The organism is Martinezella miluonensis (assembly GCF_900094545.1).
Lineage (GTDB): Bacteria > Pseudomonadota > Alphaproteobacteria > Rhizobiales > Rhizobiaceae > Rhizobium > Rhizobium miluonense.
The window spans coordinates 35,180-58,945 of the sequence record NZ_FMAH01000029.1; the positions used below are offsets into that span (position 1 = coordinate 35,180).

The window sequence follows — 23,766 nt, forward strand, 5'->3', positions numbered from 1 at the left end:
TCACCCAGGCCTGGGCGATAGCACGAGGTTCCAGCCCTTGTCGATCAGCTTGTCGGAGAAGCCGAAGCCCGGCAGCGAGGGCACGACGACATGGAAGGCGTCCTCGGCCTTGCCGCCATGCGCCGTCGGATCGGTCAGCGGCCCAATGACCTTGAGGAACTCGACGACCGAGCCTGACCAGCCGTGCGTGAGGAGGATCGGCAAGGCATTCTCGTGCTTCGAGCGAACATGCAGGAAGTGGACGCCGAGACCGTCTATCCGGGTGCGAAATTGAGGAAAGGAATTCAGCCTCTTCTCAACCCGGTTGAGGTCATACCCGCTTCGCCAATAGTTCACGAGCGCTTGAAGCTTCGCTAGAGGAACGCCCTGGGACCAGTCGGTGACGGTTTCCCGTTCAGGCCAGCGGGTCGCGGCGCAGGGAACCAGGAAGGCAAAGCCGGTCACCAGCGGGCTGAACCGATAGACGCGCTGGAATAGCTCCGTCGTGAAATAGGGCAGCGCCATGAAGGTGCCCATGAACAGGAAGGTCAGCGTCATGGCCGTCGCCAGTCCGCTGCGCATGACCCGCCGAAGCGGCATGATGGGACTGGCACTGCGCGCTTCGATCAGGACGAAGAGGACGAGGAGGACGATCGCGGCGGCCGCGCTAAATAGGACAGGCCGGGACGCCCATCCCCATTCCGGGGCCTGAACCAGCGTGAAGACGAGCAGCGTGATGCCAGCCGTTGAGGTCATGGCCCCGGGCAGGTCGAAGCCCTCGTGCTTGGAGACAGGTTCGTCGCGTGGGATGGCCTTGAGCGCTCCCAGGGCCACGGCGAGAGCGATCGGCACGTTGACAAAGAAGACGGACGGCCAACCCAGCGTCCCGACCAGAACGCCACCGACAAGAGAGCCGAGCGTCAGGCCGCTTGAGCCGGCAAGGCTCCACAGGCCGAGCGCGCGATTGCGCTTCGGCCCTTCTTCGAACAGCGTGTTGATCAGCGAGACGGTGGCCGGAAAGAGAACGGCGCCCCCCAGGCCTTGAATGGCGTGCGCCGCAACAATGGCGAGCGGCGATTGCGCGAGGCCGCCGAGCAGCGACGACGACGCATAGAGCGCCAGTCCGAGGATGAACATTCGTCGCCGCCCGAACAGGTCCGCCGCCCGACCGCCCAGCAGCAGGACGCCGCCGAACATCACCGAATAGGCGCTGAATACCCATTGCAGAGACTGCGGCGAGAAGCCGAGCCGCATCCCGATCTCCGGCAACGCCACATAGACGATGTTGAAATCCAGCGCCGTGACGAGTTGGGCGCAGGCGAGGACCGTGAGCGCAAGACCCAGCCTCCGGCCGCCAGTCACGGCTTGTTCTTCAATGCTGCTCACGGTGTTCTCGCTGCGTAAGACATTTGCCGTGAAAGCGGCCAGCCGCCGAGGCTGGCCGCTTTCCTGGTGTTGCGGCTCAGACCTGCGCCGTACCGCCATCGACGAAGAGTTCCGCGCCGGTGACGAAGCTCGAATCGTCCGAAGCGAGGAAGACGGCCGCCTTGGCGATCTCCTCGGGCTCACCGACCCGGCCGGCGGGCACCTGGGTCGCCAGATAGTCGAGCAGACCCTTCTGGTTTGCCTCGTCGGGACCGGCCAGGTTGACGAGACCCGGCGTCCGGGTCGGACCGGGGCTGACGACGTTGACCCGGATGCGGCGCTCCTTGAGATCGAGAATCCAGCTCCGCGCGAGATTGCGCACGGCGGCCTTCGAGGCGCTGTAAACGCTGAAATTCGCGGTGCCCGTGATGCCGGTGGTCGAACCGGTCAAGATCACCGAGGCACCGTCGACCAGCAGCGGCAAGGCCTTCTGCACGGTAAAGATCAGGCCCTTCACATTGCGGCCGAAGGTGTCCTCGTAATGCTCCTCGGTGATCGCCCCGAGCGGCAGCATGGCGCCGCCGCCGGCCGCCACGAAGAGCACGTCGATGCGGCCCTTGGCGATCTTCACCGTCTCGAACAACACGTCGAGATCGGCGAGCTTGGCGGAGTCTGCCTGGACGCCGGTGGCGTTCGGGCCGATCGCCGCAACCGCCGCGTCAAGTTTGGCTTTGCGCCGGCCGGTGATGAAGACATGTGCGCCTTCGTCCGCGAATTGCTTGGCGGTTGCGAGACCGATACCTGTGGTCGCGCCGGTGACGACCGCGACCTTACCTTCGAGTTTCTGTGCCATCTGATGATCTCCGTTGGCGTTTCTGTCGCCAACAGAGGTATCGACATGTCTCAATTTCTAAAATAGAAATGACTGCAAACTATTGTTGCAGGATTGTCGATGTCGAGGATGCCGGATTTCGAGGGACTGGCGATGTTCGCCAAGGTAGCGGAGGAGCGATCCTTCGCCGCCGCCGCCCGCACCATGGGCGTTTCGGTCGCGACCGTCTCGCGTGGCGTCACCCGGCTCGAGGAGCGCCTCGGCGCCCGGCTGTTCAATCGCACGTCCCGCCAACTGGCGTTGACGGATTTCGGGCATACCTTGGCTGAACGGGCGACACGGATCTATTGCGAAGCGGAGGATGTAGAAAACGCAGCGCGCGAACTTTCCAGCCGGCCACGCGGGCTCATTCGTCTCGCTGTGCCGATGTCGTTCGGCTTGCGCTGGGTCGCGCCAATTCTGCCATCCTTCTTCCGGCTCTATCCGGAGGTGGCGGTCGACCTGCACTTGAGCGATGCCGTGGTCGACCTCGTCGGAAACGGCTTCGACGCCGCCTTGCGCATCGCCGTTCTGCCGGATTCCTCGCTCGTCGCCAGGAAACTGTGCCCGGTCGCGCCCTTTATCGTCGCGTCGCCGGCCTATCTCGCGGAGCATGGCCGCCCGACGCATCCCCGCGAACTCGACGGCCATCACTGCCTCGGCTATGCCTACCGTCCCCGCCAGGATATTTGGCGCTTCAGCAACGCGGCGGGGGAGGAAGAGACCGTTACGCCAACGGGGCCATTGCGCGTCACCAATGTCGATGCGCTGATACCGACGGTACTAGATGGCATCGGCATCGCCGAACTGCCGGAGTTCATCGCGGCGGAATATCTCACCGACGGCCGCATGGAAGCGATCCTGACGGACTGGACGCTCCCAAAAGGCGCGCTTTACTTCGTTACGCCTTCAGCCCGTGCGCGGCCGGCGAAGGTCGAGGCATTGGCGGATTTCTTGGCGGAACGTCTGTCCGAGCCGGCTTGGGCTGTGCAGCGCCGAAAGTGAAGCAACGCTGCGCAGTGTAGGGCATCGCGTTTATTTCCCACTACCAATGCTAAAGCACAATCACAAACGCGAAACGAAGCGTGCGCTTGAACTTCTCTGTTTGGCGAATGCCGTCATTCTTGTTCTGATAACGGCGGGGTCCATATACGTTCCACATATGAGTCAGAACCCCGTTACGACGCCGATTGATAGACCGCCACACCGGTGACGTCGGTATCATTTCAACTCGCCAAGCAGAGCGTCAGCGCCCTTGCGGATACCGGCTTTCGATGCTTCCAACGCAGATAATGTGGCGCCAACATTCAGCGCATTCGGATACTGCTTGGTGACATAGGCATAGAGCAGTTGATTGGTCTGCGTGTCGTAAACCTCAACCGCATAACTTACCGAACCGGTCATACTCCCCTCGCCGCCACGTGTTGCCTGCACGGTGTTGTAAACGCCGCCTGCTATGTCAATGTGGGAGAGCGGGCCAAGAACAGCTGTCGTTTTTCTGGCGCCTGTCAGGGTCAGGCGAAGCCTCAGGGTTCCGGGTCCCGGCGTATTGGTGATCGCAAAGCGAGACCTCAGCTTCTCAGTGAACTCATTCCGCATGTAGCTGGCAAGCTCGAACTTGTCCGCCGCCTCGAGCTTGACGAACTGGTTGTCGCTACCGCTATAGATTGTTACGGGATCCACCATGATCTTACCGTATCGCTGCCAGTTGACATCGCCCCGATATGTATAGGGGACCCGACCCGTCTTGTCCTGAGGGTTGGGCCGAAGCTCGGCGGCTGATGAAAGACCCGCATATACGGTCGGATCCGCGGTCGTGCATCCCGCGAGAACCACAACGGCGAAGGAGGCTAGGATACTGGCGTAACGGGTTTTGTTCAATTCAGGCTCCACGGTATCGGACGTCACCGGAAGCGAGTTCTATCGGGCCGCGCATTGCAGTGTTTGCTTTAATGTTAGGAGATATTGCGCATGCCGCCGGCACTGCTGATTGCCGTCAGGCCCCGGCTTTCTGTCGTACCAAGCGGCGGAAGCCGGATCTCCGCAACGAGGCCTTTGGGCTTTCCATCCAGGAGCACGAGACTGCCGCCATGCCCTTTCCGGATGATTCCTTCGGCGGTCGGGAGGCCGAGACCAAAACCGCCTCCCGTCCCGGTCGTCCGCGCTGTTTCAACCTTGAAGAAGGGCTGCAAGACCTTGACCTTGAGATCGTCGCTAAGGCCTGGCCCATTGTCGCTAACGCGGATTGAGACGCTGCCGTCCACCGCCTCTCTGAGCTCGATATCAACCTTCGTGGCGTAGCGAGACGCATTCTCGACCAGATTGGAGATCGCGCGAGTGATCGCCTGCGGGCGACAAACGTATTTGAGGCGGCGAGGCCCGGAAAAGCTGACATTGGCGCCGGTTTCGCAGAAATCGGTCGCGATCGTCTGGAGCAGGCTGGAAAGATCGACCTTGCGGGAAGGCGCCGAATAGGCTGTGTTTGAAAGAAATGCGAGAGCTTCGTCAATCATCGAATCCAGAACCCTCAGGTCCTCGATCATTTTCTTCTGCAGTTCAGCAGGCTCGCAACGCTCCGCTCGCATGCGCAACCTCGTGAGCGGCGTGCGCAAATCATGGCTCATGCCGCTCAGCATTCTGGTTCGCGCTTCGGCCATCTCCAAGATCCTGCCGCGCATGACGTTGAGAGAGGTTGCGAGGCTTCTCAGTTCCGAAGAGCCTGTCACCGTGAACGGCATTTCCAGACCATCATCGGTGCTAGCCCTCTTGGCATCGGCCGCGAAGCGAATGAGTGGCTTCGTGATCAACCAACTGCTCACATAAGCGAGAATAATCAGAGGAAGAACGATCTTGAGGATCCCGCTTGCGACGGCAGGGAAGAACCACAAATACCGAGGAAACGTCGGCAGGTGGAAAAGGAGAGCCCTATCCTCATCGATCTTCACGATTAGCGGTCGCGATCTGTCTTCCTTATCCGGCAGATGACCAACAGTATAGAGGAAGCCATCCTCCAGCGCGCTTCGAACCCGCTGCAAGACGTTGGTGGCACTCGCCACGGTCAAACCGCCGGCCGGAAGATTTTTCGCAGACAGAACCTCCACCGAAAGGCCCAGTTGCTCAGCCAGGCGCGACACGTTCGCAGTGGCATCGGCAGAATGGGCCTGCGTGAATTCATCGACAACGCGCTCGATATGTCCGGCCAGCAGGCCAATCCTTATTCCCTGGTCGTGTCGGCCAAAGATGAAGGGCTCCGTAGTCGCAGCGATAACCGACACCAGGAGCGTCAGGAGGATCGCCAGGACAAGGATCTGCGTCCGGATGGAAGCGGTACGAAGACTGTTCACGGAAGCCTCCGGACGGTGGCTGCAAACAAATAACCGCCGAGGCGCACCGTCTTGATGAAGGCAGGCTCCTTGAGATTGGGTTCGATTTTCTGACGGATGCGGCTGATGTGAGGATCTATACTACGCTCGATCGGGCCCGCTGAGCCGGCATGGGTCATCGACAAGAGCTGTTCGCGTGTCAGAACCTTATTGGGATTGCAACAGAACGCCCAAAGCAGATCGAACTCGGCCGTGGTCATCGAGACTTCGTCGCCGTCCGCATCGAACAGTTGTCGGCTGTTCCCATCAATCCGCCACCCGGAGAACGTCATTGTCGCGGAAACGTCTTCCCTCCGCTGCGAGAGAGAGCTCCGGCGCAAAATACTTTTTACGCGGGCCAGCAGTTCGCGAGAATTGAACGGCTTGGTGACGTAGTCGTCGGCGCCGAGTTCAAGCCCGAGAATCCGGTCGATATCTTCTCGGCGGGCAGTGAGCATGAGCATAGGAATCGAACTCGATGCCCGCAACCGCATGCAGATATTGAACCCGTCTTCGCCTGGCAGCATCCCGTCGAGCACGATCAGATCGAACTTGCGGCGGTTGAGCTGCCGATCCATCTCGGCCCCATTGCCAACGGAATACGCATCGAAGCCGTTGGCCTTCATCAAGTCGACCAGCATGCCGGCGATATCGGAATCGTCCTCCACGATGAGAATATTCGGGATGCTTGCGGTTCGTTCAACTAACGACATTCAAGTGGCCATCATGTGTTTTCGAGTGATCAAGGGCTCAGCACCCGTCAAGACGATCATCTCACCCGAGTACGGATGTGTCACGCCAGAACTCTGGCACAATCGTCAGCGTCCAGCGACAGTCGCGATGAAGCCGGCAACGTTTCCTGCCTTGTTTCGATAGTGCTCTCGAAGCTCTTTATGTCGCACATGACAAAATGCTCCGGCTAGAATAGCCAAACTGTCGTGATCTTCTGTTCTGAAATGTTGGGAAATGTTGGGATCCGCGCTTTTGCAACGTTTCCCGGTCAAGGCAGCCTCGGCTCGGTCCTCGCAGCACTTTATCAGGCTGGAGTTTGGAGGTTCGCAGCCACGCATGCGTTGATGGTAGATCCCGTGCCGGTTCCGCCAATTCTGAAGCTGCGCTCGCAGCAACGTGTTTTGGTTTGTTAGCCTTTATTGCGTTCAAACCATCAGAACCTTCGTCATCAAATGAAATCTGCAGCAACACAAAAGAACACCCTGTCCTCCGAGAATCCGTTTCGATGGATGCGATGAAATTGCGTCTGGAGAAACTCATGGCGAACATTAGGCAATTGAAAGATGCCGTCTTCTCGCTGAGAGACGCCAAACGCATCCTCCACGCTCGCAAATCTCCGGATTTCCCGATCTGCTTGATTGGAAACGCATTGTTGTGTGTTCTTGTCGCCAGCCCGTGGCAATTCGCGATCCTCAACATTCTCTGCCTTGCGACAGTCGCGGTCAGGTACGCAGGCCGAACCGCGAGACAGGACGAGGAGCGCGATGCCGCAAACCTATCCGCCCGGCGAGCGTTTCTGATTTTTTTGCTTCATATGCTGATTGCCTGCGATGTCGCGGCCGCGTTCATCGACAGCTTTTCTTCCAACGCCATCATCTAAGGCGTCCAGCCGGTCGAGGCCGGATCATTACTGATCCCACCCCTCATTTTTTTCGCAACATTTCTCAATCAAAAGGCACACAGAACAAAACGGAAGGGGCCAGGATCGGCGAACCGACGGCTGAGAGCCCTCGGACGTTTACCGGTTTAGCGACGGAAAGGATCGAACGATGAAACTACGCAAAGCTGCATTGGCCGCTGCCGTGATCATGATGGCTTCATCTGTGGTGCCTGCCAGGGCACAGGTCGTCATTCATAAGGGCCAGGATTCGGGATCTTATGACGACGATGCCCAGGTAGAGGCGGACTTCCTTCAGCGATGGAACAGCGATCATGACCGGCGAGGCGAATGGGCACCGCACCGGGCAAACTTCGGGCCGAACGATGCGGTTCGCCTGCTTGAGCGACGGGGCTATCGCGTCAGAGACGTAAGGGATGTCGGCGAGCGCTTTTTGATCAGGGCTTGGCGTGACGGCGATGATCTACTGGTGAGCGTCTCGCGCGGGGGCGAGATCGTCGGTGTGGTCCATGATCAAGACTGACAAAGATCAGCACACATGCGCGCCGGTTCGACATCAATATTCCTGACGAACTTCGGTGTTCACCGGCGGCCGACCTAGCCGGGAAGGTGATATACGATGGGTGTAAGTTCATACTGTTCTCAACCATCTTCGCTCGGCGGCGCGCCCGCACCCTGCCTGTTACGAAACTCCTCCTCGACAGTGTCCACATATTGCTCATGACGGGCGGCAATCTGGACAATTGAAAGGGCCTTTTTGATCAGGCTGCCACGTTAGACACGGCGTGTGATCGCCAATCATTGCGAAAACTTGTGGCCACGGGTGCGGTGGACGCGTGGCAGCACTTTTAGATCCGGCAACTGGCCGGCCTTGCGTTCTATGGCTGCACAGACGTGGTTTTCGCCGCCGCAACAAAACTGAACATGAAAGCACACTCAGCAATCGTGCGGACGGCATAGTCACCTTATGAGCCGGGCCGATGCGACACGCGAACGCCTTTCCGTTGGTGCAATACATGAGGCACTTCCACTATGCATATCAAACTCTTCGTCGTTGGCGCTCTGGTGTCATTTCTGGCCGCCCCGGCCTTGGCAGCCGATCTCACCTACGAACATTCTGCGCCGGCCGCCGAGCAGGGTTATTCAGCCTATGACTGGTCTGGCTTCTATCTCGGTGCGCAGGGTGGTTACGTCTGGAATAAGGGAACAGGTCTCGGCACAGACCGGAATCTCGACGACGGCACGGCCGGAGTTCATGCCGGATATAATTTCCAATCCGGCAAGATCGTCTACGGGATCGAAAACGATTTTAACTACAGCTTTAAGGACAAGAAGGAGACAAATCTCGAGTGGGATGCGTCCGGTCGCGCTCGCGTCGGTTACGCCCTGGATCGAACGCTGTTCTTCGCGACAGCCGGTGTCGCTGCCGCCGGCGGCAAGGTTGACGTCCCAGCTGTCGGCAAGAAAGACGACATCCTGATCGGCTGGACGGCTGGCAGCGGCATCGAGCACGCCGTCACCGGCAACGTTATCGTTCGCGGCGAATACCGCTATTCGGATTTCGGAAACAAGGATTTCGGGTCGGCGTTCGGGAAATTTGGCGCCACACAGAACAAGATCCTCGTTGGCGCAAGCTACAAATTCTGAAAGAAAGCAACATTGGTGCGGTGCTAGCCAAGACCTCCAGGTTAACCGGTAATTGGGCTGACGACAAAATCTTCAGTCCGACGATCACGGATATAGTTGAAAAGCTCGTCGGTCGTGGCGACCGTCAATCTTGCCAGCCCTGTCCCTGCCGAGGGTCTGGGCTCTCCTAATTATTCAATCGCTGCTACCTCCCTCGATATGAAAGGTCGACCAAAGAGACTCACACGCTCGTTTTCGATAGACATATGGACGCGCAACACTCACGTTCATCAATTAAGATTATAGCTCTTGAAGGAAAACGAACGCGCGATCCACGCTATGACGTTGATGCAAAAGAGGTGTGGAGAGAGCTTTGCGATCCGCTGCAGGCGCTGTTCCAATAGCCCAACGCGCCACGATCGCTAGAGTCTAGACTTTGGCCTTTTCCGCCGTCCAGACGAAAAGGTGCTACCGGTGTTCAGCAAAGACAACGCTGGCATCGCTGACGTTGGCGACATGGGAATAGGCGGCCTGCCTGGCCGCCTGAGCGTCCGCGCGCATAATCGCGGTGACGATAATGTCGTGTTCATCGAAGGACTTGGCCAGGCGCCCGGGAAGACGGAACTGCGCGCGACGGAAGGGCGCAAGTCGGGCGCGGGTCTGTGTCACCAGCTCGAAAATGTGGTCGTTATGCGCGCCACGATAGAGCTGGTTATGAAACTCGACATTGTATGTAGCATAATCTTCCTCGGCGCCGGCACGCACCAGCCGTGCGGAAGCGCGATGTTCGAGCTCCAGCGTTCGACGTTCATCGACGGTCATTCGTTCCGCAGATAGGCGCGCGCAAATGGCTTCCAGCTCCGCCATCGCCTCAAACATCGAATGCAGATAGGCACCACTAACATTCGTCACGACAGCGCTACGATTCGGTTCGCGGCCGACAAGACCCATCGCGCCAAGTTCGCGTAGCGCTTCGCGAACCGGGGTCCGCGATACCTCGAAGCGGCTTGCGAGTGTTATTTCGTCAAGCTTCTCCCCAGGCAGGAGCGCACCCGTTACAATCATATCCGCAACTGCCCGCACCATCTGTTCGACGGTCGTTCCGGCCCTGACAATTTCCTTGCGCTTGATCTGCTTCACAGGAATACGCGAATCCTCAGTTCGTGCATACAGATGTATGCACTCGGTTAGCAAAGTCAATTATCGAATTAATCTTTTGTTTTTAAAAGATATTTTTTAACACAGAAACCTTCTCTCGCAGCTCGTCCGCATTCACCTCTCAAAATTTGGATTAAAAAAAGGGCATTGCCTACTAATGAGCACAACATGAAGAAAATCTGCATACACTTTTCGCCGATAAGCATTCTCAGAAATTTTAATTCAATAATATCAATGTCTTACTATCTGGCATGGGTATTGCATACACTTTCCTGCAACTCTCTTCACGAACCGGGCTCCCGCCCTCAAGGAGCATTCCCATGACCAGACTCCTTCGCATGAATCGCCGCAACTTTCTCCAGGCATCGGCAGCAGGCGCACTTGTCAGCGTCGCGCCGGGCCTTCTGGCATCTCGCGCCTACGCACAGACCGCGCTCACCGTCGGCTTCATCTATGTCGGTCCGAAAGATGATTACGGCTACAACCAGGCCCATGCCGAAGGTGCTGCCGTCGTCAAGGCGCTCCCCGGCGTCAATGTTGTCGAAGAGGAAAACGTCCCCGAAACCGTCGACGTTCAAAAGACGATGGAATCGATGATCAACCTTGACGGCGCCACGCTGATCTTCCCGACCTCATTCGGCTATTTCGATCCGCATATGCTGGCCATGGCCGCCAAATATCCCAACATTCAGTTTCGCCATTGCGGTGGCCTCTGGCAGGCTAGCAAGAATCCGGCCAATACCGGCTCCTATTTCGGCTACATCTTCCAGGGCCAGTATCTGAACGGCGTGACTGCCGGTTATGCCACGAAGAGCAAGAAGATCGGCTTCGTTGCCGCCAAGCCGATTCCGCAGGTTCTACAGAACATCAACGCCTTTCTGCTCGGTGCCCGCTCCGTCGATCCGGCCATCACCTGCCAGGTGATCTTCACCGGCGAATGGTCGCTGGCCGTCAAGGAGGCCGAGGCCACCAACGCGCTGATCGACCAGGGGGCAGACGTCATTACCTGCCATGTCGATAGCCCGAAGGTCGTCGTCGAAACCGCCGCCGGCCGTGGTGCCTTCGTCTGTGGCTACCACGCCAACCAGAGCCCCCTTGCTCCGGCCAAGTACCTGACCGGCGCGGAGTGGGCCTGGGGCAATGTCTACTCGGACTTCGTCAAGAAGGCGCAGGCCGGTGAAAAGCTTGGCAATTTCGTCCGCGGCGGGCTGAAGGATGGCTTCGTCAAGATGAGCCCGCTCGGACCTGGCGTTTCCGACGAATCCCGCAAGAAATTCGAGGCGACTCTTGCCCAGATGAAGGCCGGCGGCTTTTCGGTCTTCAAGGGCCCGATTAAGGACAATAAGGGCAACGTCGTCATCACCGCGGACAAGAGCTTCGCCGAGGACGCTATCGAACTCGAAAGCATGAACTATCTCGTCGAAGGCGTCGCCGGCTCCACAGCCTGAACATCGAGGGAGAAGCGTCATGACGGTTGAAGTCAACGAGTCCGCATTGTCCATCGCTGCGCAAAGACAGATGCTGCTGCGTCCCGCCCTCGAATGGATCGCGCGGCGGGCCGAGCCACTGGTGATCACGCTTGGCGCAATCCTGGTCGGCCTGGCATTGTTCTCCCTGTTTATCCTGGCGGTCGGCAAATCGCCGGCCGACCTCTATCGCTTCATGTACGCCGGCGGCTTCGGCAGCTGGTTTTCCGTCCAGAACAGCCTGAGCCGCGCTTCTCCGCTGCTGCTCACCGCGCTCTGCGTCGCTTTGCCGGCGAGGCTCGGTCTCGTCATCATCGGCGGCGAAGGCGCCGTCGTTCTCGGCGGCGTGGCGGCAGCAGCGATCGCACTGCCGATCGTCGGCCTGTTACCGCCGATCATCGCTCTTGCTCTCATGGCGGTTGCCGCCATGGTGATGGGCGGCATCTGGATCGGCCTTGCCGGATTCCTGCGCCACTATCGCGGCGTCAACGAAACCATCTCTTCGCTGTTACTCGCCTATATCGCCATCGCTTTGATGAACCAGTTCGTTGAAGGGCCGCTGCGCGATCCGGCAAGCCTCAACAAACCCTCCACCAAGCCGCTGCCGCACGACTATATGCTCGGCAATATTCCAGGCATGGATGTGCACTGGGGCCTCGTTATCGGCATCATCGCCTGTATCGTCTCGTGGATATTGCTCGAGATGACCAGCTATGGCTTCGCCGCTCGCATCGCCGGCGGTAACGTCCGCGCTGCACAGATCCAGGGTTTGCCTGTGGGACGATTGATCGCCGGTTTCACGGCGATTGCCGGCAGCTTCGCCGGGCTTGCTGGCATGATCGAGGTCGCCGCGGTCCAGGGCAGCGCCAATGCGTCACTTGCCGCCGGCTATGGTTATACCGGCATCCTCGTCGCCTTTCTGGCGCGGCACAATCCGCTGGCGATCATCCCTGTCGCCATTCTTCTTGGCGGTATCGATGCGTCCGGCGGCCTGATCCAGCGCCGCATGGGCCTACCCGACGCGACGGTCCTCGTCCTACAGGGCACGCTCTTCATCGTGATCCTCTTCTGCGAAACCTTCTATGGCCGCTTCAAGATCTTCAATCCTGATCTCTGGAAAAGGAATGCATGATGGACGATACAGCAATCGGTCTCTGGGGCGTACCCCTTGCCATCCTTGCCGGCGCTATCCGCGTCTCGACGCCCTTCATCTTCGTCAGCCTCGGCGAGACGATCACCGAACGGTCCGGCCGCATCAATCTCGGCCTGGAGGGCACGCTCGTCTTCGGCGCCATGACGGCATATGCCGTCGCCGTGATGAGCGGCTCCGCCTGGCTCGGCGTTCTGGCTGCGATGGCGAGCGGGGCGACCTTCGGCGCGGTGCACGGCTGGATCTGCAAGTGGCCGAAGGTCAACGACATCGCCATAGGCATCGCCATGATGCAATTCGGCCTCGGCCTTGCCTTCTTTCTCGGCAAGTCCTTCATCCAGCCGGTCGCGCCGCACCTGCCGGCGATCCCCTTCGGTTTCTGGTCGAGCCTGCAGCCGGTGCAGGCGGCGTTGAATATCAATATACTTTTCATTCTCGGTGCGGTCCTCGCCCTCGTGCTCTGGTGGGCATTCGGGAACACCAGGATCGGCCTTATGCTGCGCGTCGTCGGCGACAGCACGGATGCGGCGCGCGCCATGGGCATCAATCCCGACCGTGTCCGGCTGCTGGCAACCGCCGTCGGCGGCTCGCTGGCGGCAATCGGCGGCGCCTATCTCTCGCTTTATTATCCGGGCTCCTGGAACGAGCGCATCTCATCAGGCCAGGGCCTGATGGCCGTGGCGCTGGTGATCTTCGCCCGCTGGAACCCGATCGGCTGCTTCGTGGCCGCAATTCTCTTTGGCGGTGCCGGGGCGCTCGGCCCGGCGCTGCAATCCGTCGGCGTGACGCAAGGATATTATCTGTTCTACGCCGCTCCCTACGTGCTGACGCTCGTCATCATGATCATCGCGTCCTCGCCCACTCGCACGCTTAGCGGCGCTCCCGGCGCGCTTTCGCTCACCAAATAGGAAGGTCAGCCATGAACTATCCTGCCATTGCTCCCGCAAGCCAGACGCTGGCCTATATCGATGCCGATCCCTATGTCTGGCCCTATAATGGCGCCTTGCGACCTGGCAATACCGCGCTCATCATCATCGACATGCAGACGGATTTCTGCGGTCCTGGCGGCTATGTCGATCACATGGGTTACGACCTGTCGCTGGTGCGCGCGCCGATCGAGCCGATCAAACGGGTTCTGGCCGCCATGCGCGCCAAGGGCTACCACATCATTCACACACGCGAGGGTCATCGACCCGATCTTGCCGATCTGCCCGCCAACAAGCGGTGGCGTTCGAAGCGCATCAATGCCGGCATTGGCGATGCCGGCCCTTGCGGTCGCATCCTCGTGCGCGGCGAGCCCGGCTGGGACATCATCGACGAGCTGAAGCCGATGGACGGCGAGACGATCATCGACAAGCCCGGCAAGGGGTCCTTCTGTGCTACCGACCTGGAGCTGATCCTCAACCAGAAGCGCATCGAGAACATCATTCTCACCGGCATCACCACTGACGTCTGCGTTCATACCACCATGCGCGAGGCGAACGATCGCGGCTTTGAATGCCTGCTGCTGGAGGACTGCTGCGGCGCGACCGATTATGGAAATCACCTCGCGGCCATCAAGATGGTGAAGATGCAGGGTGGCGTCTTCGGCTCGGTCTCCAATTCCGCGAACCTCGTGAGTCAGCTGCCATGAGCGTCATCCGCGATACTCCCCTTCCGCAAGTCGGCAAGGCAGTCGGCATCGAGACGCACGAAATGACTATGCGTTTTGGCAGTTTTACGGCGCTCGACCATGTCTCCGTCAGCATTCCCGCCGGCACTTTTCACGCGCTGCTCGGCGAGAACGGCGCCGGCAAGTCGACCCTCGTGAAATGCCTCATGGGCTTCTACCACCAGACCTCTGGGTCGCTGTCGGTGGACGGCCACGAAGTCGCGGTTGCCTCCCCGAAGGATGCAGCTACCTATGGTCTCGGCATGGTTTACCAGCATTTTACGCTGGTATCGTCGCTGACGGGTGCTGAAAACCTTGTCATCAGCCGCGCTGAAGTGCCAGCTATCGTCAACTGGGCCAACGAGCGCAAGGCGCTTGCCGTCTTCATGGAACGAATGCCCTTCAAGATCCCGCTCGATCGGCGGGTCAGCGAGCTTGCCGCCGGCGAAAAGCAGAAGCTCGAAATCGTCAAGCAGCTTTATCTCGGCCGCAGTTTCCTCATACTCGACGAACCGACCTCGGTGCTGACACCGGCTGAGGCCGACGAGATGCTCGGCCTTGTGCGAGACATGACCGAGCGCGGCGAACTGACCGTGTTGATGATCAGCCACAAATTCCATGAGGTGACGAAATTCGCCGATGCGGTCTCCATCCTGCGCCGCGGCAAGCTGGTTGGCGGCGGTAAAGTCGGAGAACTCTCGACAGACGATATGGCCGCGATGATGATCGGCGACATCAAGCTTGCTGAGCTCGACACGCGGGTTCCCGTCACGGATACGGCGAAAGCGGTGTTGCAGGTCGAGCGGGTCATAGCGCCCGACCGATCCGGTTTGAAAGCCATCGAAATCGACAGGCTGACAGTCCACTCAGGCGAGATTGTCGGCATCGCTGGCATTTCCGGTAATGGCCAGAAGGAACTGACGGAGATCCTTGCCGGGCAGCGGCCGACCCAGGAGGGATCGGTCAGTGTCAACGGCGAGATCTATGGCGCCACACGGGCCGAGACACGGAAAAACAACGTCCGCTTCATTCCCGAAGAGCCGTTGCAGAATGCCTGTGCGCCGCGCATGACCGTCAGCGAAAATCTCGCCTTCCGCACCTTCGATCTGAAGGAAAACGGCATTGAGGCGATCTGGCTGAACAGGGGCCGGATGAAGAAGCGCGCGATATCGCTGATCTCCGATTTCAAGGTGAAGACAGCTTCATCCTCCTCGCCGATTGCGGCGCTTTCCGGCGGCAACGTCCAGCGCGCCGTCTTAGCGCGGGAGCTGACGGGAGAGGTCGATCTGCTGATCGTCTCCAATCCCTGTTTCGGCCTCGACTTTTCCGCCGTTGCCGAAATCCGCGCCCGTATCATGCGTGCCCGCAATGCCGGGGCGGCTGTGCTGCTCTTGTCGGAGGATCTCGACGAACTTCTGGAAATGTCAGATCGCATCATGGTGATCTCCGAAGGCAAGCTCGTCTACGAAACACCGGCGCAGACCGCGGATATCTCTGTGATTGGCGCGCATATGGCAGGGCATCACTGATGACGGACATCAAGGCTCAACCTTTTCCCTTCCCGCTGCAACGCAAGGCCGTAGCGTTGATCGTCATCGACATGCAGCGCGATTTTAGCGAGCCCGGCGGTTTCGGCGCCAGTCTCGGCAATGATGTCAGCCGCATCACGAAGATAATCCCTGACGTGAAGCGGCTGATCGCCGGCTTTCGCCATGCCGGCCTGCCGGTTATCCACACGATGGAATGCCACAAGCCCGACCTCTCCGACCTACCGCCCGCCAAGCGCAGCCGCGGCAATCCTTCGCTCAGGATCGGTGACAAGGGACCGATGGGTCGCATCCTCATCGCCGGCGAACCGGGCACGGCCATCCTTCCCGAACTCGCCCCCATCGATGGCGAGATCGTCATCGAAAAACCGGGCAAGGGCGCCTTCTACGCCACCGAACTCGGCGATATCCTGAACCATAAGGATATCAAGCAGCTCGTTTTCGCCGGCGTCACCACGGAGGTCTGTGTGCAAACCACCATGCGCGAGGCCAATGATCGCGGCTATGAATGCTTGCTCGCCGAAGAAGCAACCGAAAGCTACTTCCCAGAGTTTAAAGCCGCGGCCATCGCGATGATCCGGGCGCAAGGCGCCATCGTCGGCTGGACGGCGCATGTCGACGATATCCTGGAGACGATCAGCCATGCCTGAAACGACACGCGAACTGTTGACGCTGGGGGGCTGGAAGGAGTTGACCTTCGGTCCGTTCCGGGATGGTGTTACCGTCCATTGGATTCAGCCCTTCAAGGGCGACCAACCGGGAGTCGCCCTGCTGAAATACGAGGTCGGCGCTTCTGTGCCCCGCCACCGGCACGAGGGCTTGGAAACGATACTGGTGCTCGACGGCATACAATCGGATGAGGCCGGCGACTACGCCAAGGGCTGCTACATCGTCAATGCCGCCGGGACCGAGCATTCGGTCTGGAGTGATACGGGCTGCGTCGTCCTGATCCAGTGGGATCGGCCCGTCAGAATATTGGAAGAGGAAACCGCGTGACGAGCCCCGCCTTCGACATTTCCTCCCTGCATGCCTTCTATGCGAGCGGCGGCGGCGTTGCTGCCGTCATAGAGGCCGTCTTTGCGCGCATTGCCGAGGTCGGCGACCCCGGTATCTTCCTGCACCTTGCCGATAAGGAGAGCCTGCTTGAACAGGCGACCGCGCTCAAGGCCTTTGATCCTGCAGCTAAACCACTCTGGGGCATCCCCTTTGCCGTCAAGGACAATATCGATGTTGCGGGCATACCAACGACTGCCGCGTGCCCCGACTACACCTATATGCCGGACACCGACGCCACCGTCGTTCGCCTGCTGAAGGAGGCCGGCGCGCTGGTGATCGGAAAGACCAATCTCGATCAATTCGCAACCGGCCTCGTCGGCGTCCGCACGCCCTATCCTGTTCCGCGCAATGCCATCGATGCCGAACTGGTGCCGGGCGGCTCGAGTTCCGGCTCGGCCGTGGCGACGGCGCAGGGTATCGTCAGCTTTGCGCTCGGCACCGACACCGCCGGGTCGGGTCGTATTCCAGCCGGCCTGAACAATATCGTCGGCATGAAACCGAGCCTTGGCGCGTTGTCGACGAGCGGCGTCATCCCTGCCTGCCGCACGCTGGATTGCGTATCGATCTTCGCGCTGACGGTCGAAGATGCCTGGCGGGTCTTCATGGTCGCCGCCCGCCATGACGCCGCGGACGCTTATTCGAAGGCCGTCTCAACCGATGGCTTCGGCCGAACGCCATCGGCCTTAACCATTGGTGTGCCGGCAAAGGCGGAGCGGCTCTTTTTCGGCGACGCCGTCATGGAAGCAGCCTATGACGACGCCTTACGCATGTTGGCGGAACTGGGCCATCGCCTGGTGGAAGTTCCCTTCGGCGATTTTTACCGAGTGGCGGAGCTACTTTATGAAGGCGCCTGGGTCGCGGAACGCTATGCCGCGGTGAAGGATTTCTTCGACGCCAACGAGGCAAGCTTTCACCCTGTCACGCGCAAGATCTACGGCGGTGCCAAACAGCTTTCGGCCGCAGACGCCTTTAAAGGCCTCTATGCTCTGCAAGACCTGAAACAGAAGGTCGCTCCGCTGATCGCTTCGGTCGATCTCCTCTGCGTGCCGACCGCCCCAAAGCATTATACGCGCGCGGATCTCGAGGCCGAACCGATCCGCGAGAATTCGCGTCTCGGGACCTACACCAACTTCGTCAACCTTCTCGATCTATGCGGCATCGCAGTGCCAACCGGCACACGCAGCGACGGTCGTCCAGCCAGCATCACTTTGCTGGCGCCTTCGGGACGCGACGGCCTCACGGCCTCGCTCGCGCTCGACATTCATGGGAGCAGCGGCTTGACGCTCGGCGCGACCGGATGGCTGCAGCCGGAGGCGAAAGATACGATCAGCGTTGACGAGGCCGGGCTGATCGATATCGCGGTCGTCGGCGCCCATCTCTCCGGCATGCCGCTAAACCCACAACTGCTTGCCCTTGGCAGTCGCTTTGTGCGGAACGCACGCACAACGGATTGCTACCGGCTTTATGCCCTGTCGGGACAGATACCGGCGAAGCCAGGGCTTCTCCGCGTCGAACAGGCGACAGGCGGTCAAATCGATGTCGAGATCTGGCAAATGACGCCGGCCGCTTTCGGTCAATTTGTTGCGGCCATCCCCTCACCCCTCGGCATCGGCACCCTCTTCCTATCCGACGGAACTTCGGCCAAGGGATTTCTGGTCGAAGCCGCCGCCATCGCTGACGCGACTGACATCACCCACTATGGCGGATGGCGCAGTTATGTCGCGGCAACGACGTAAGCCCACAAGGTACATCGAATTGCCTGCCTTCGCGCGTGTAAAGGAAGTTCTTGCTACGTCTGATCGAATCTGTCCCCTACAGGATCCATACCGTTCTCACCGACAGCGGCATCCAGTTCACCACGCCGGGGGCCGCGGTTCAGCCGTTCCGCTTATCAAGGAAGCAATCGCAAATGGCGAGATATTCCGGGCCCATGCCTTCGAATATTCAGGCGCCAGGGCCGATATCGAACACCGAACGACCAAGCCAAAACATTCGTGGACCAACGGCTAGGTCGAGCGAATGAACCTGACAATCAAGGATGCTACGGTCAAACGCTATTACTACGAGAGCCATGATCAGCTTCGCAACCGCCTCACAGACTTTGTATCCGCATACAATTTCGGTCGCCGCCTCAAGACCCTCCAAGGCCTCACACCCTACGAATACATCTGTAAATGCTGGACAAAAGAGCCCCAACAATTCAAGCTCGATCCAACCCATCAATTCCCCGGACTAAACAGCTAGGTGCGTAGTTCGCAGGCGGTGATGTCAGCCTGGAGGGCAGCGAGCCACCGAGGCTTAGCTTTTCCGCCTGCCACCCACCGCCTCACCCAACGCGACGACAGCCGCGCAGATCGCGACGAGAACAAGAGAGGCGGCCGAGGCGGCCGGAAGGTCGGTGCCGGTCTCCGAGACCTTGCTGTAGAGGACGAGTGGCAGGATGTTGACCTGAGTGCCGACGAGTGCGAGTGCCGTGCCGTAGGCGCCGATGGCGACGGCGGATGTCAGGCAGAAAGCGGCGACCAAACTCGGCATGATCTGCGGCAGCATGACGTCGAACAGCGCGCGAGTTCCGCCAGCACCAAGCGAGCGGGCGGCAATGAGCTGGTTGCGGTCGAAATTGCTGATCGCAGGCAAGACGATCAGCACGACGCGCGGCACGAGATAGTAGGAATAGGCAAGCCCGAGCCCGATCGGCGAGAAGATGAATGCGCCGGTGACGGCCGGATCGAGACCAAGTTCTGCAAGCAGCAGCGTTACAAAGCCGGAGCGGCCGAGAAGCAGAATGAAACCGTAGGCAACGATCAGGCCGGAGAATGTCAACGGTAGCGATATGGCGATGAGGGCGGCGGTGCGCAGTCCCGGCGCCAGCCGCGATAGTGTCAGCGCGACGCAGAAGCCAATGGCGAGAGAAAACAATGGTGCTGCGGTTCCGAGGATCAGCGTGCCCCGAAGACCGTTCCAGAAGACCGGATCGGCAGCAAGGCGCACGAAGGCGCTGCCGCCATCCGAAACCGCGCCAACCAGAACGGCGCAGACGGGCACGAGGAAGAACAGGCAAAGCGTGACTATACCCGGCGCCGCAAAGGCAGCGAGCGTGGATGTTGAAGCGCGGGTGCTCATGATCGTCTCTCGTTGGAACGGATGAAGAAACAGGCGCCGTCCACGCATAACCTGCGCGGACGGCCATGGTGTCAGCGGCCTACTGGCCGAGAATGGCCTTGGCCCAGCCCGCGTCGATTTCGCCCTTCTTGGCGGTCGCCTTGGCGATATCGAGCGGAACCACCTGCGGCGCCGTGGGCATTTTCGCCGCAACGGTCTCTGGCAGAGCAATGCCGGTAACGGCCGGGCGGACATAGCCTTCGGCGAAGATCTTCTGGCCTTCGTCGCTCATGATGAAGTTCAGCCACAGCTTGCCGGCATTCGGATTGGGGCCGTTCTTGACCAGCGAAATCGCGTAGGGCGCAGCGGCGGAGGCTTCCTTGGGGATAACAACTGCGACGCCGTCGCCCATTCCATCGACGAATTTCGCCTTCAGACCATCGTTCTCATAGCCGATCCAGATCGGGATCTCGCCCTTGAGGAACTGGGCATAGGGCGTGGTGCCGACGGTGCGCAGCACGTTGCCGGCCTTGGTCAGCTTGCCGAGATAGTCGATGCCAGGGGTGATATTGTCCATGCTGCCGCCATTGCCAAAGGTAGCGGCGAAGGTGACCACCTGTCCCTGACCTGTCGAGCGCGGATCCTGATAGACAATCGCGTTCTTGTATTCGGGTTTCAAAAGGTCAGCCCAGCTCTGCGGCACGTTCTTCACTAGCTTGGTGTTGACGAGGAAAGCGACGCTCAGTGTGTGAACCGTCAACCATCGGCCGTCCTTTTCTCGCAGCGCCTCGGGCAGGCGGTCGAAGTTGGTCGGCTTGAAGCCCTCGACAACACCGGTCTTGGCAGCATCGAGCGCCGAAGCGGCAAAGTAATATGCGGTATCGGCCTGCGGCCGGTTGCGCGATTTGTCGAGGGCGACGACGGTCGCTGCCGAACCGAGGTCGTTATAGACCATTTCGACGCCCGGGTAGCGCTTCTGGAAAGCCTTGAACTGGCCAGCCCAGTTGGCCCAGGTCGGGCCTGTGTCGAAGGACACGATAAGCCCTTCCTTGAGAGCGTTCTCGTAGAGCGCCTTCTCGCCCGAGTAGAGTTCAGCGCCGTCGAATGCGAAAGCTGTCTGAGCAAGGCCCAGCGCCATTGCGGCGGCTGCGGCGGTGCTGATGAATTGCCGTCTGTTCATGGAAAGTCCTCACTGGGTTGATAGGTTCAGTTGGCTGGAAGAAGACGCACGGCATCGGGCGGGATCGCCACGGAGGTCACCGGCTCGCGAAGATGGGTTTCAAGACGGATGAGCCCGCCGGACACGGCCAAATCGATACGCCGGATCGGGCCGAGGTAGCGGTCGGCTGCAATGGTTCCGTCAAACTGGCCCGGAAGACCACCGCCGGTTGACCCGAAGACAGGCTCGATCCGCTCCGGACGCACAAAGACTGTCACCTGATCGCCGTTCGACCTGCCTCGCGTCTCGCAGGCAAGCGGACCGATGGCAGTCTCGACAAGGCCGTCCGCCGCGATCTTTCCCTGCCAGAGATTGGACTGACCGACGAAGGCAGCGACATATGCATTGACCGGCGTTTCGTAGAGGTCGCGCGGCTTGCCGATCTGGATGAGGCGCCCTTCGCGCATCACCACCACCTTGTCGGCGATCGAGAGCGCCTCTTCCTGGTCGTGGGTGACGAGCAGCGTCGCGATACCGGAGGCGCGCTGTACACGCAGGATCTCGTCGCGCATTTCGACGCGCAGTCCGGCGTCGAGTGCCGATAGCGGCTCGTCGAGTAGAAGACCCTGCGGTTCGAAGACCAGGGCGCGGGCGAGCGCTACGCGCTGCTGCTGTCCGCCCGACAACGCGGTCGGCAGGTCGTCCGTGCGATTGCCCATGCCGACGCGGCCAAGCATGTCGACCGCCCGCGCGCGGCGGTCAGCCTTCGCGATGCCGCGCACCTTCAGCGGATAGGCGACATTCTCCCACAGCCGCATATGCGGGAAGAGGGCGTAGTTTTGGAACACGACACCGAGCCTGCGGGCCTCTGGTTCCCGGTCGCCGACATCCTTGCCGTCGATCAGGATGCGGCCGCTGGCGGGCTTCACAAACCCGGCCAGGAGCTTGAGGATGGTCGACTTGCCCGAGCCTGAGGCCCCGATGATCGCGAGTAACTCACCGCGGCCGATCTCAAGCGAGATGTCGAAGACACCGGTCGCCGCGCCGGGATAGGTATAGTTCACGTTTTCGTATCTGAGGGTCATGCGGATCTCGCTTTGGTGGAGCCGGCGAACCGGGCCGTCAGGCTGCTGGTCAGTGAGGCCAAGGCTGCAAGAATGAGAAGAACGATAGTCGCGGCGCAGGCAAAGCCCGTTGCGCCGTAGAATGCCTGCAGCAGCACGACCGGATATGTGCGGGACAGGAAGCCGGAGATGAGGTTGGACAGTTGGAACTCGCCGATCGAAAGAGCCGCCACCGTCAGCATCGACGACATCAGGCTCGTTTGCAGCAGCGGAAACGTGACGTCACGCAGACGCTCGAAAAAGGAAGCGCCGAGCGTTGCGGCCGCATGCTCGTATTCGTCGAGGCGCAATTGCTCCATGTCGGCGACGAGTGCGGTCACCGTGTAGGGCAAAGTGAGAACAAGGTGGCCCGCCGCCAATAGCCAGAAACTGCCAAGCCACGGCAAGGCATCGGAGGAAAAGACGAGAATGAAGCCGAATGCGAGCACAAGCTCGGGCACCGCAACGGGCATCAGCGTAACGAGCCGAGCAGCCAGACGAACGCCGCCCCGCGCGCCGGCCTGGATGGCATAAGCGAGCGGCAAGCCGATCAGCATGTTCAGAAGGCAGGTCGTGCCGACGATCTGAAGACTGGTGATAAAGGCACGCCGAAAGCTGGTGTCGCTGGCGAGCTCCTCGTACCAGCGTCCAGTAAAGCCGGTCGGTAGAAGTGTGTTGCTCCAGCTTTCGCCAAAGGAACCGAGCGCAAGCAGCAGCACCGGGGCGGCCAGGAATATCAAATAGGCGATCGCGATGACGGGCAAGGCGGCACCCCTTCCTCTTGTTCAGATCAGGTCGTGCTCTCCTTTAGTCAATGCTTGTAATAGATTCATGACATATGGAAGAAATCTTACAATATCTTGAAGAGGTGTGCCGCAATTCGCTCAAGTGCCTCGTCCACCGTGGCGATCACGGACGCGCCAATGACGGGTGGAGCATCGGCCATTGCAAGGACGAGTCGGTTGAACTGCAAGCCTAGCGCCATTTCCGACAGCGTACCGACACCGCCGCCAATGGCAATCAGAGCGAGACAAGCCCGGGCGATGATGGCGTTCCGGGCCGGGCCGATACCAGACGCAATGGGGATAGCGACGTAAGGGTTTGCGGCCTGCCATTCCTCGTCCGGCAGGATGCCGATAGGCAGTCCACCCTTTGACGCGTGGCCCTTGCAAGCCGCTTCCATGACACCGGTCTTGCCGCCGCACAGCAGCTGCAGACCGTGATCCGCCAATGCTGCGCCCACCTGTTCTGCCAGGTCATATTGTGCCGGGGTTGCCTCTCTCGGGCCGATGATACCGATAGGAACGCGCTTCAGAGATTGGCGCACCGCCAATCTCTGAAGCGCCTGAGGAGGCGTCACATTCTCTGCGTTATGGTTGGAAATCGCGCCCGAAATCCACCCCAGTCCGGAGGGGTCGAAGATACGTTCTCCGCAAATCAATTGTCCGTCCCGCTCTATCCACTGCAATTTCATCATCCGGTGATCTGCTCCACTCGCCAGTTGCGTCCAGCCACGAGTCCTGTAAGCTATATGACACCGA

23 protein-coding genes and 1 pseudogene are annotated in these 23,766 nt (G+C 60.0%); 13 read left to right on the forward strand and 11 right to left on the reverse strand.

Annotated features, from left to right (window positions below; translation table 11 throughout):
- Positions 1–1,365 (reverse strand): MFS transporter, encoded by a 1,365-nt coding sequence (locus tag GA0061102_RS33615; RefSeq protein WP_425348553.1) that lies wholly within the window; start codon positions 1,363–1,365, stop codon positions 1–3.
- A 76-nt stretch (positions 1,366–1,441) separates the two neighbouring features.
- Positions 1,442–2,197: an SDR family oxidoreductase gene (locus tag GA0061102_RS21255; RefSeq protein WP_092852933.1), complete on the reverse strand. Its 756-nt coding sequence runs from the start codon at positions 2,195–2,197 to the stop codon at positions 1,442–1,444.
- Positions 2,198–2,296: 99 nt separating this feature from the next.
- On the opposite strand from GA0061102_RS21255, the gene GA0061102_RS21260 reads away from it, so the two are divergent.
- Positions 2,297–3,220 carry a LysR family transcriptional regulator gene (locus tag GA0061102_RS21260; RefSeq protein ID WP_092852935.1) on the forward strand — a complete coding sequence of 308 codons (924 nt, stop codon included), beginning with the start codon at positions 2,297–2,299 and terminating at the stop codon, positions 3,218–3,220.
- Between the two features lie 216 nt (positions 3,221–3,436).
- Here GA0061102_RS21260 and GA0061102_RS21265 read toward each other — a convergent pair whose 3' ends face one another.
- The 3 genes from GA0061102_RS21265 to GA0061102_RS21275 all read right to left on the reverse strand — a co-directional run bounded on the left by GA0061102_RS21265 (position 3,437) and on the right by GA0061102_RS21275 (position 6,290).
- On the reverse strand, positions 3,437–4,096 hold the full coding sequence (locus tag GA0061102_RS21265) for a DUF3313 domain-containing protein (protein WP_092852937.1): 660 nt from the start codon (positions 4,094–4,096) through the stop codon (positions 3,437–3,439).
- Positions 4,097–4,170: 74 nt separating this feature from the next.
- Complete coding sequence (locus GA0061102_RS21270; RefSeq protein ID WP_092852939.1) at positions 4,171–5,559, reverse strand: ATP-binding protein; 1,389 nt, start codon at positions 5,557–5,559, stop codon at positions 4,171–4,173.
- Positions 5,556–6,290, reverse strand: a complete 735-nt coding sequence (locus GA0061102_RS21275; protein WP_092852941.1) for a response regulator — start codon at positions 6,288–6,290, stop codon at positions 5,556–5,558. Before GA0061102_RS21275 ends, GA0061102_RS21270 begins: the two co-directional genes overlap by 4 nt.
- Positions 6,291–6,625: 335 nt before the next feature.
- On the opposite strand from GA0061102_RS21275, the gene GA0061102_RS21280 reads away from it, so the two are divergent.
- The 3 genes from GA0061102_RS21280 (at position 6,626) to GA0061102_RS21290 (ending at position 8,854) form a co-directional block, all read left to right on the forward strand.
- Positions 6,626–7,189, forward strand: coding sequence for a hypothetical protein (locus tag GA0061102_RS21280; protein ID WP_139115089.1), 564 nt, complete (start codon positions 6,626–6,628; stop codon positions 7,187–7,189).
- 169 nt (positions 7,190–7,358) lie between these two features.
- Positions 7,359–7,730, forward strand: coding sequence for a hypothetical protein (locus GA0061102_RS21285; RefSeq protein ID WP_092852945.1), 372 nt, complete (start codon positions 7,359–7,361; stop codon positions 7,728–7,730).
- A gap of 509 nt (positions 7,731–8,239) precedes the next feature.
- The gene (locus GA0061102_RS21290; protein ID WP_092852947.1) at positions 8,240–8,854 is read left to right on the forward strand and encodes an outer membrane protein; all 615 of its coding nucleotides are present in this window, start codon (positions 8,240–8,242) and stop codon (positions 8,852–8,854) included.
- A 447-nt stretch (positions 8,855–9,301) separates the two neighbouring features.
- On the opposite strand, the gene GA0061102_RS21295 is transcribed toward GA0061102_RS21290, so the two are convergent.
- A complete protein-coding gene (locus GA0061102_RS21295; protein ID WP_092852949.1) occupies positions 9,302–9,973 on the reverse strand; it encodes a GntR family transcriptional regulator in 672 nt (223 codons plus the stop codon).
- A gap of 338 nt (positions 9,974–10,311) precedes the next feature.
- Here GA0061102_RS21295 and GA0061102_RS21300 point away from each other — a divergent pair, with 338 nt between their 5' ends.
- From GA0061102_RS21300 to GA0061102_RS34100, 9 genes and pseudogenes are all read left to right on the forward strand, one after another.
- A complete protein-coding gene (locus GA0061102_RS21300) occupies positions 10,312–11,439 on the forward strand; it encodes a BMP family ABC transporter substrate-binding protein (RefSeq protein WP_092852951.1) in 1,128 nt (375 codons plus the stop codon).
- Positions 11,440–11,458: 19 nt separating this feature from the next.
- Positions 11,459–12,589 carry an ABC transporter permease gene (locus GA0061102_RS21305; RefSeq protein WP_092852953.1) on the forward strand — a complete coding sequence of 377 codons (1,131 nt, stop codon included), beginning with the start codon at positions 11,459–11,461 and terminating at the stop codon, positions 12,587–12,589.
- Complete coding sequence (locus GA0061102_RS21310) at positions 12,589–13,515, forward strand: ABC transporter permease (RefSeq protein WP_092853024.1); 927 nt, start codon at positions 12,589–12,591, stop codon at positions 13,513–13,515. Before GA0061102_RS21305 ends, GA0061102_RS21310 begins: the two co-directional genes overlap by 1 nt.
- An 11-nt stretch (positions 13,516–13,526) precedes the next feature.
- Entirely contained in the window at positions 13,527–14,240 is a 714-nt protein-coding gene (biuH, locus tag GA0061102_RS21315; RefSeq protein WP_092852955.1) for a biuret amidohydrolase, read from the forward strand.
- A complete protein-coding gene (locus tag GA0061102_RS21320; RefSeq protein ID WP_092852957.1) occupies positions 14,237–15,787 on the forward strand; it encodes an ABC transporter ATP-binding protein in 1,551 nt (516 codons plus the stop codon). The genes biuH and GA0061102_RS21320 overlap by 4 nt, the downstream gene beginning before the upstream one ends.
- Positions 15,787–16,455: a cysteine hydrolase family protein gene (locus GA0061102_RS21325; protein WP_092852959.1), complete on the forward strand. Its 669-nt coding sequence runs from the start codon at positions 15,787–15,789 to the stop codon at positions 16,453–16,455. Before GA0061102_RS21320 ends, GA0061102_RS21325 begins: the two co-directional genes overlap by 1 nt.
- Positions 16,448–16,801, forward strand: coding sequence for a cupin domain-containing protein (locus GA0061102_RS21330; protein ID WP_092852961.1), 354 nt, complete (start codon positions 16,448–16,450; stop codon positions 16,799–16,801). Before GA0061102_RS21325 ends, GA0061102_RS21330 begins: the two co-directional genes overlap by 8 nt.
- Positions 16,798–18,597: an allophanate hydrolase gene (atzF, locus tag GA0061102_RS21335; RefSeq protein WP_092852963.1), complete on the forward strand. Its 1,800-nt coding sequence runs from the start codon at positions 16,798–16,800 to the stop codon at positions 18,595–18,597. The genes GA0061102_RS21330 and atzF overlap by 4 nt, the downstream gene beginning before the upstream one ends.
- Positions 18,598–18,820: 223 nt before the next feature.
- Positions 18,821–19,105 (forward strand): annotated as a pseudogene (locus GA0061102_RS34100) (integrase core domain-containing protein); the annotation flags it as partial.
- A gap of 54 nt (positions 19,106–19,159) precedes the next feature.
- On the opposite strand, the gene GA0061102_RS21345 reads toward GA0061102_RS34100, so the two are convergent.
- The 5 genes from GA0061102_RS21345 to GA0061102_RS21365 form a co-directional block, all read right to left on the reverse strand.
- The gene (locus GA0061102_RS21345) at positions 19,160–19,984 is read right to left on the reverse strand and encodes an ABC transporter permease (RefSeq protein ID WP_139115090.1); all 825 of its coding nucleotides are present in this window, start codon (positions 19,982–19,984) and stop codon (positions 19,160–19,162) included.
- A 79-nt stretch (positions 19,985–20,063) separates the two neighbouring features.
- The gene (locus tag GA0061102_RS21350) at positions 20,064–21,143 is read right to left on the reverse strand and encodes an extracellular solute-binding protein (protein WP_092852965.1); all 1,080 of its coding nucleotides are present in this window, start codon (positions 21,141–21,143) and stop codon (positions 20,064–20,066) included.
- Positions 21,144–21,169: 26 nt separating this feature from the next.
- Positions 21,170–22,207: an ABC transporter ATP-binding protein gene (locus GA0061102_RS21355; protein ID WP_092852967.1), complete on the reverse strand. Its 1,038-nt coding sequence runs from the start codon at positions 22,205–22,207 to the stop codon at positions 21,170–21,172.
- Positions 22,204–22,989 carry an ABC transporter permease gene (locus tag GA0061102_RS21360; RefSeq protein WP_092852969.1) on the reverse strand — a complete coding sequence of 262 codons (786 nt, stop codon included), beginning with the start codon at positions 22,987–22,989 and terminating at the stop codon, positions 22,204–22,206. The genes GA0061102_RS21355 and GA0061102_RS21360 overlap by 4 nt, the downstream gene beginning before the upstream one ends.
- A gap of 86 nt (positions 22,990–23,075) precedes the next feature.
- On the reverse strand, positions 23,076–23,702 hold the full coding sequence (locus GA0061102_RS21365) for a TIGR00725 family protein (protein ID WP_092852971.1): 627 nt from the start codon (positions 23,700–23,702) through the stop codon (positions 23,076–23,078).
- Positions 23,703–23,766 lie beyond the last annotated feature (64 nt).

Coding starts and splice junctions, on each gene's coding strand:
- GA0061102_RS21255 (WP_092852933.1), bottom strand. CDS start 2,197: ATGGCACAGAAACTCGAAGGTAAGGTCGCGGTCGTCACCGGCGCGACC.
- GA0061102_RS21260 (WP_092852935.1), top strand. CDS start 2,297: ATGTCGAGGATGCCGGATTTCGAGGGACTGGCGATGTTCGCCAAGGTA.
- GA0061102_RS21275 (WP_092852941.1), bottom strand. CDS start 6,290: ATGTCGTTAGTTGAACGAACCGCAAGCATCCCGAATATTCTCATCGTG.
- GA0061102_RS21285 (WP_092852945.1), top strand. CDS start 7,359: ATGAAACTACGCAAAGCTGCATTGGCCGCTGCCGTGATCATGATGGCT.
- GA0061102_RS21290 (WP_092852947.1), top strand. CDS start 8,240: ATGCATATCAAACTCTTCGTCGTTGGCGCTCTGGTGTCATTTCTGGCC.
- GA0061102_RS21300 (WP_092852951.1), top strand. CDS start 10,312: ATGACCAGACTCCTTCGCATGAATCGCCGCAACTTTCTCCAGGCATCG.
- GA0061102_RS21305 (WP_092852953.1), top strand. CDS start 11,459: ATGACGGTTGAAGTCAACGAGTCCGCATTGTCCATCGCTGCGCAAAGA.
- GA0061102_RS21310 (WP_092853024.1), top strand. CDS start 12,589: ATGGACGATACAGCAATCGGTCTCTGGGGCGTACCCCTTGCCATCCTT.
- biuH (WP_092852955.1), top strand. CDS start 13,527: ATGAACTATCCTGCCATTGCTCCCGCAAGCCAGACGCTGGCCTATATC.
- GA0061102_RS21320 (WP_092852957.1), top strand. CDS start 14,237: ATGAGCGTCATCCGCGATACTCCCCTTCCGCAAGTCGGCAAGGCAGTC.
- GA0061102_RS21325 (WP_092852959.1), top strand. CDS start 15,787: ATGACGGACATCAAGGCTCAACCTTTTCCCTTCCCGCTGCAACGCAAG.
- GA0061102_RS21330 (WP_092852961.1), top strand. CDS start 16,448: ATGCCTGAAACGACACGCGAACTGTTGACGCTGGGGGGCTGGAAGGAG.
- GA0061102_RS21345 (WP_139115090.1), bottom strand. CDS start 19,984: ATGAGCACCCGCGCTTCAACATCCACGCTCGCTGCCTTTGCGGCGCCG.
- GA0061102_RS21350 (WP_092852965.1), bottom strand. CDS start 21,143: ATGAACAGACGGCAATTCATCAGCACCGCCGCAGCCGCCGCAATGGCG.
- GA0061102_RS21355 (WP_092852967.1), bottom strand. CDS start 22,207: ATGACCCTCAGATACGAAAACGTGAACTATACCTATCCCGGCGCGGCG.
- GA0061102_RS21365 (WP_092852971.1), bottom strand. CDS start 23,702: ATGATGAAATTGCAGTGGATAGAGCGGGACGGACAATTGATTTGCGGA.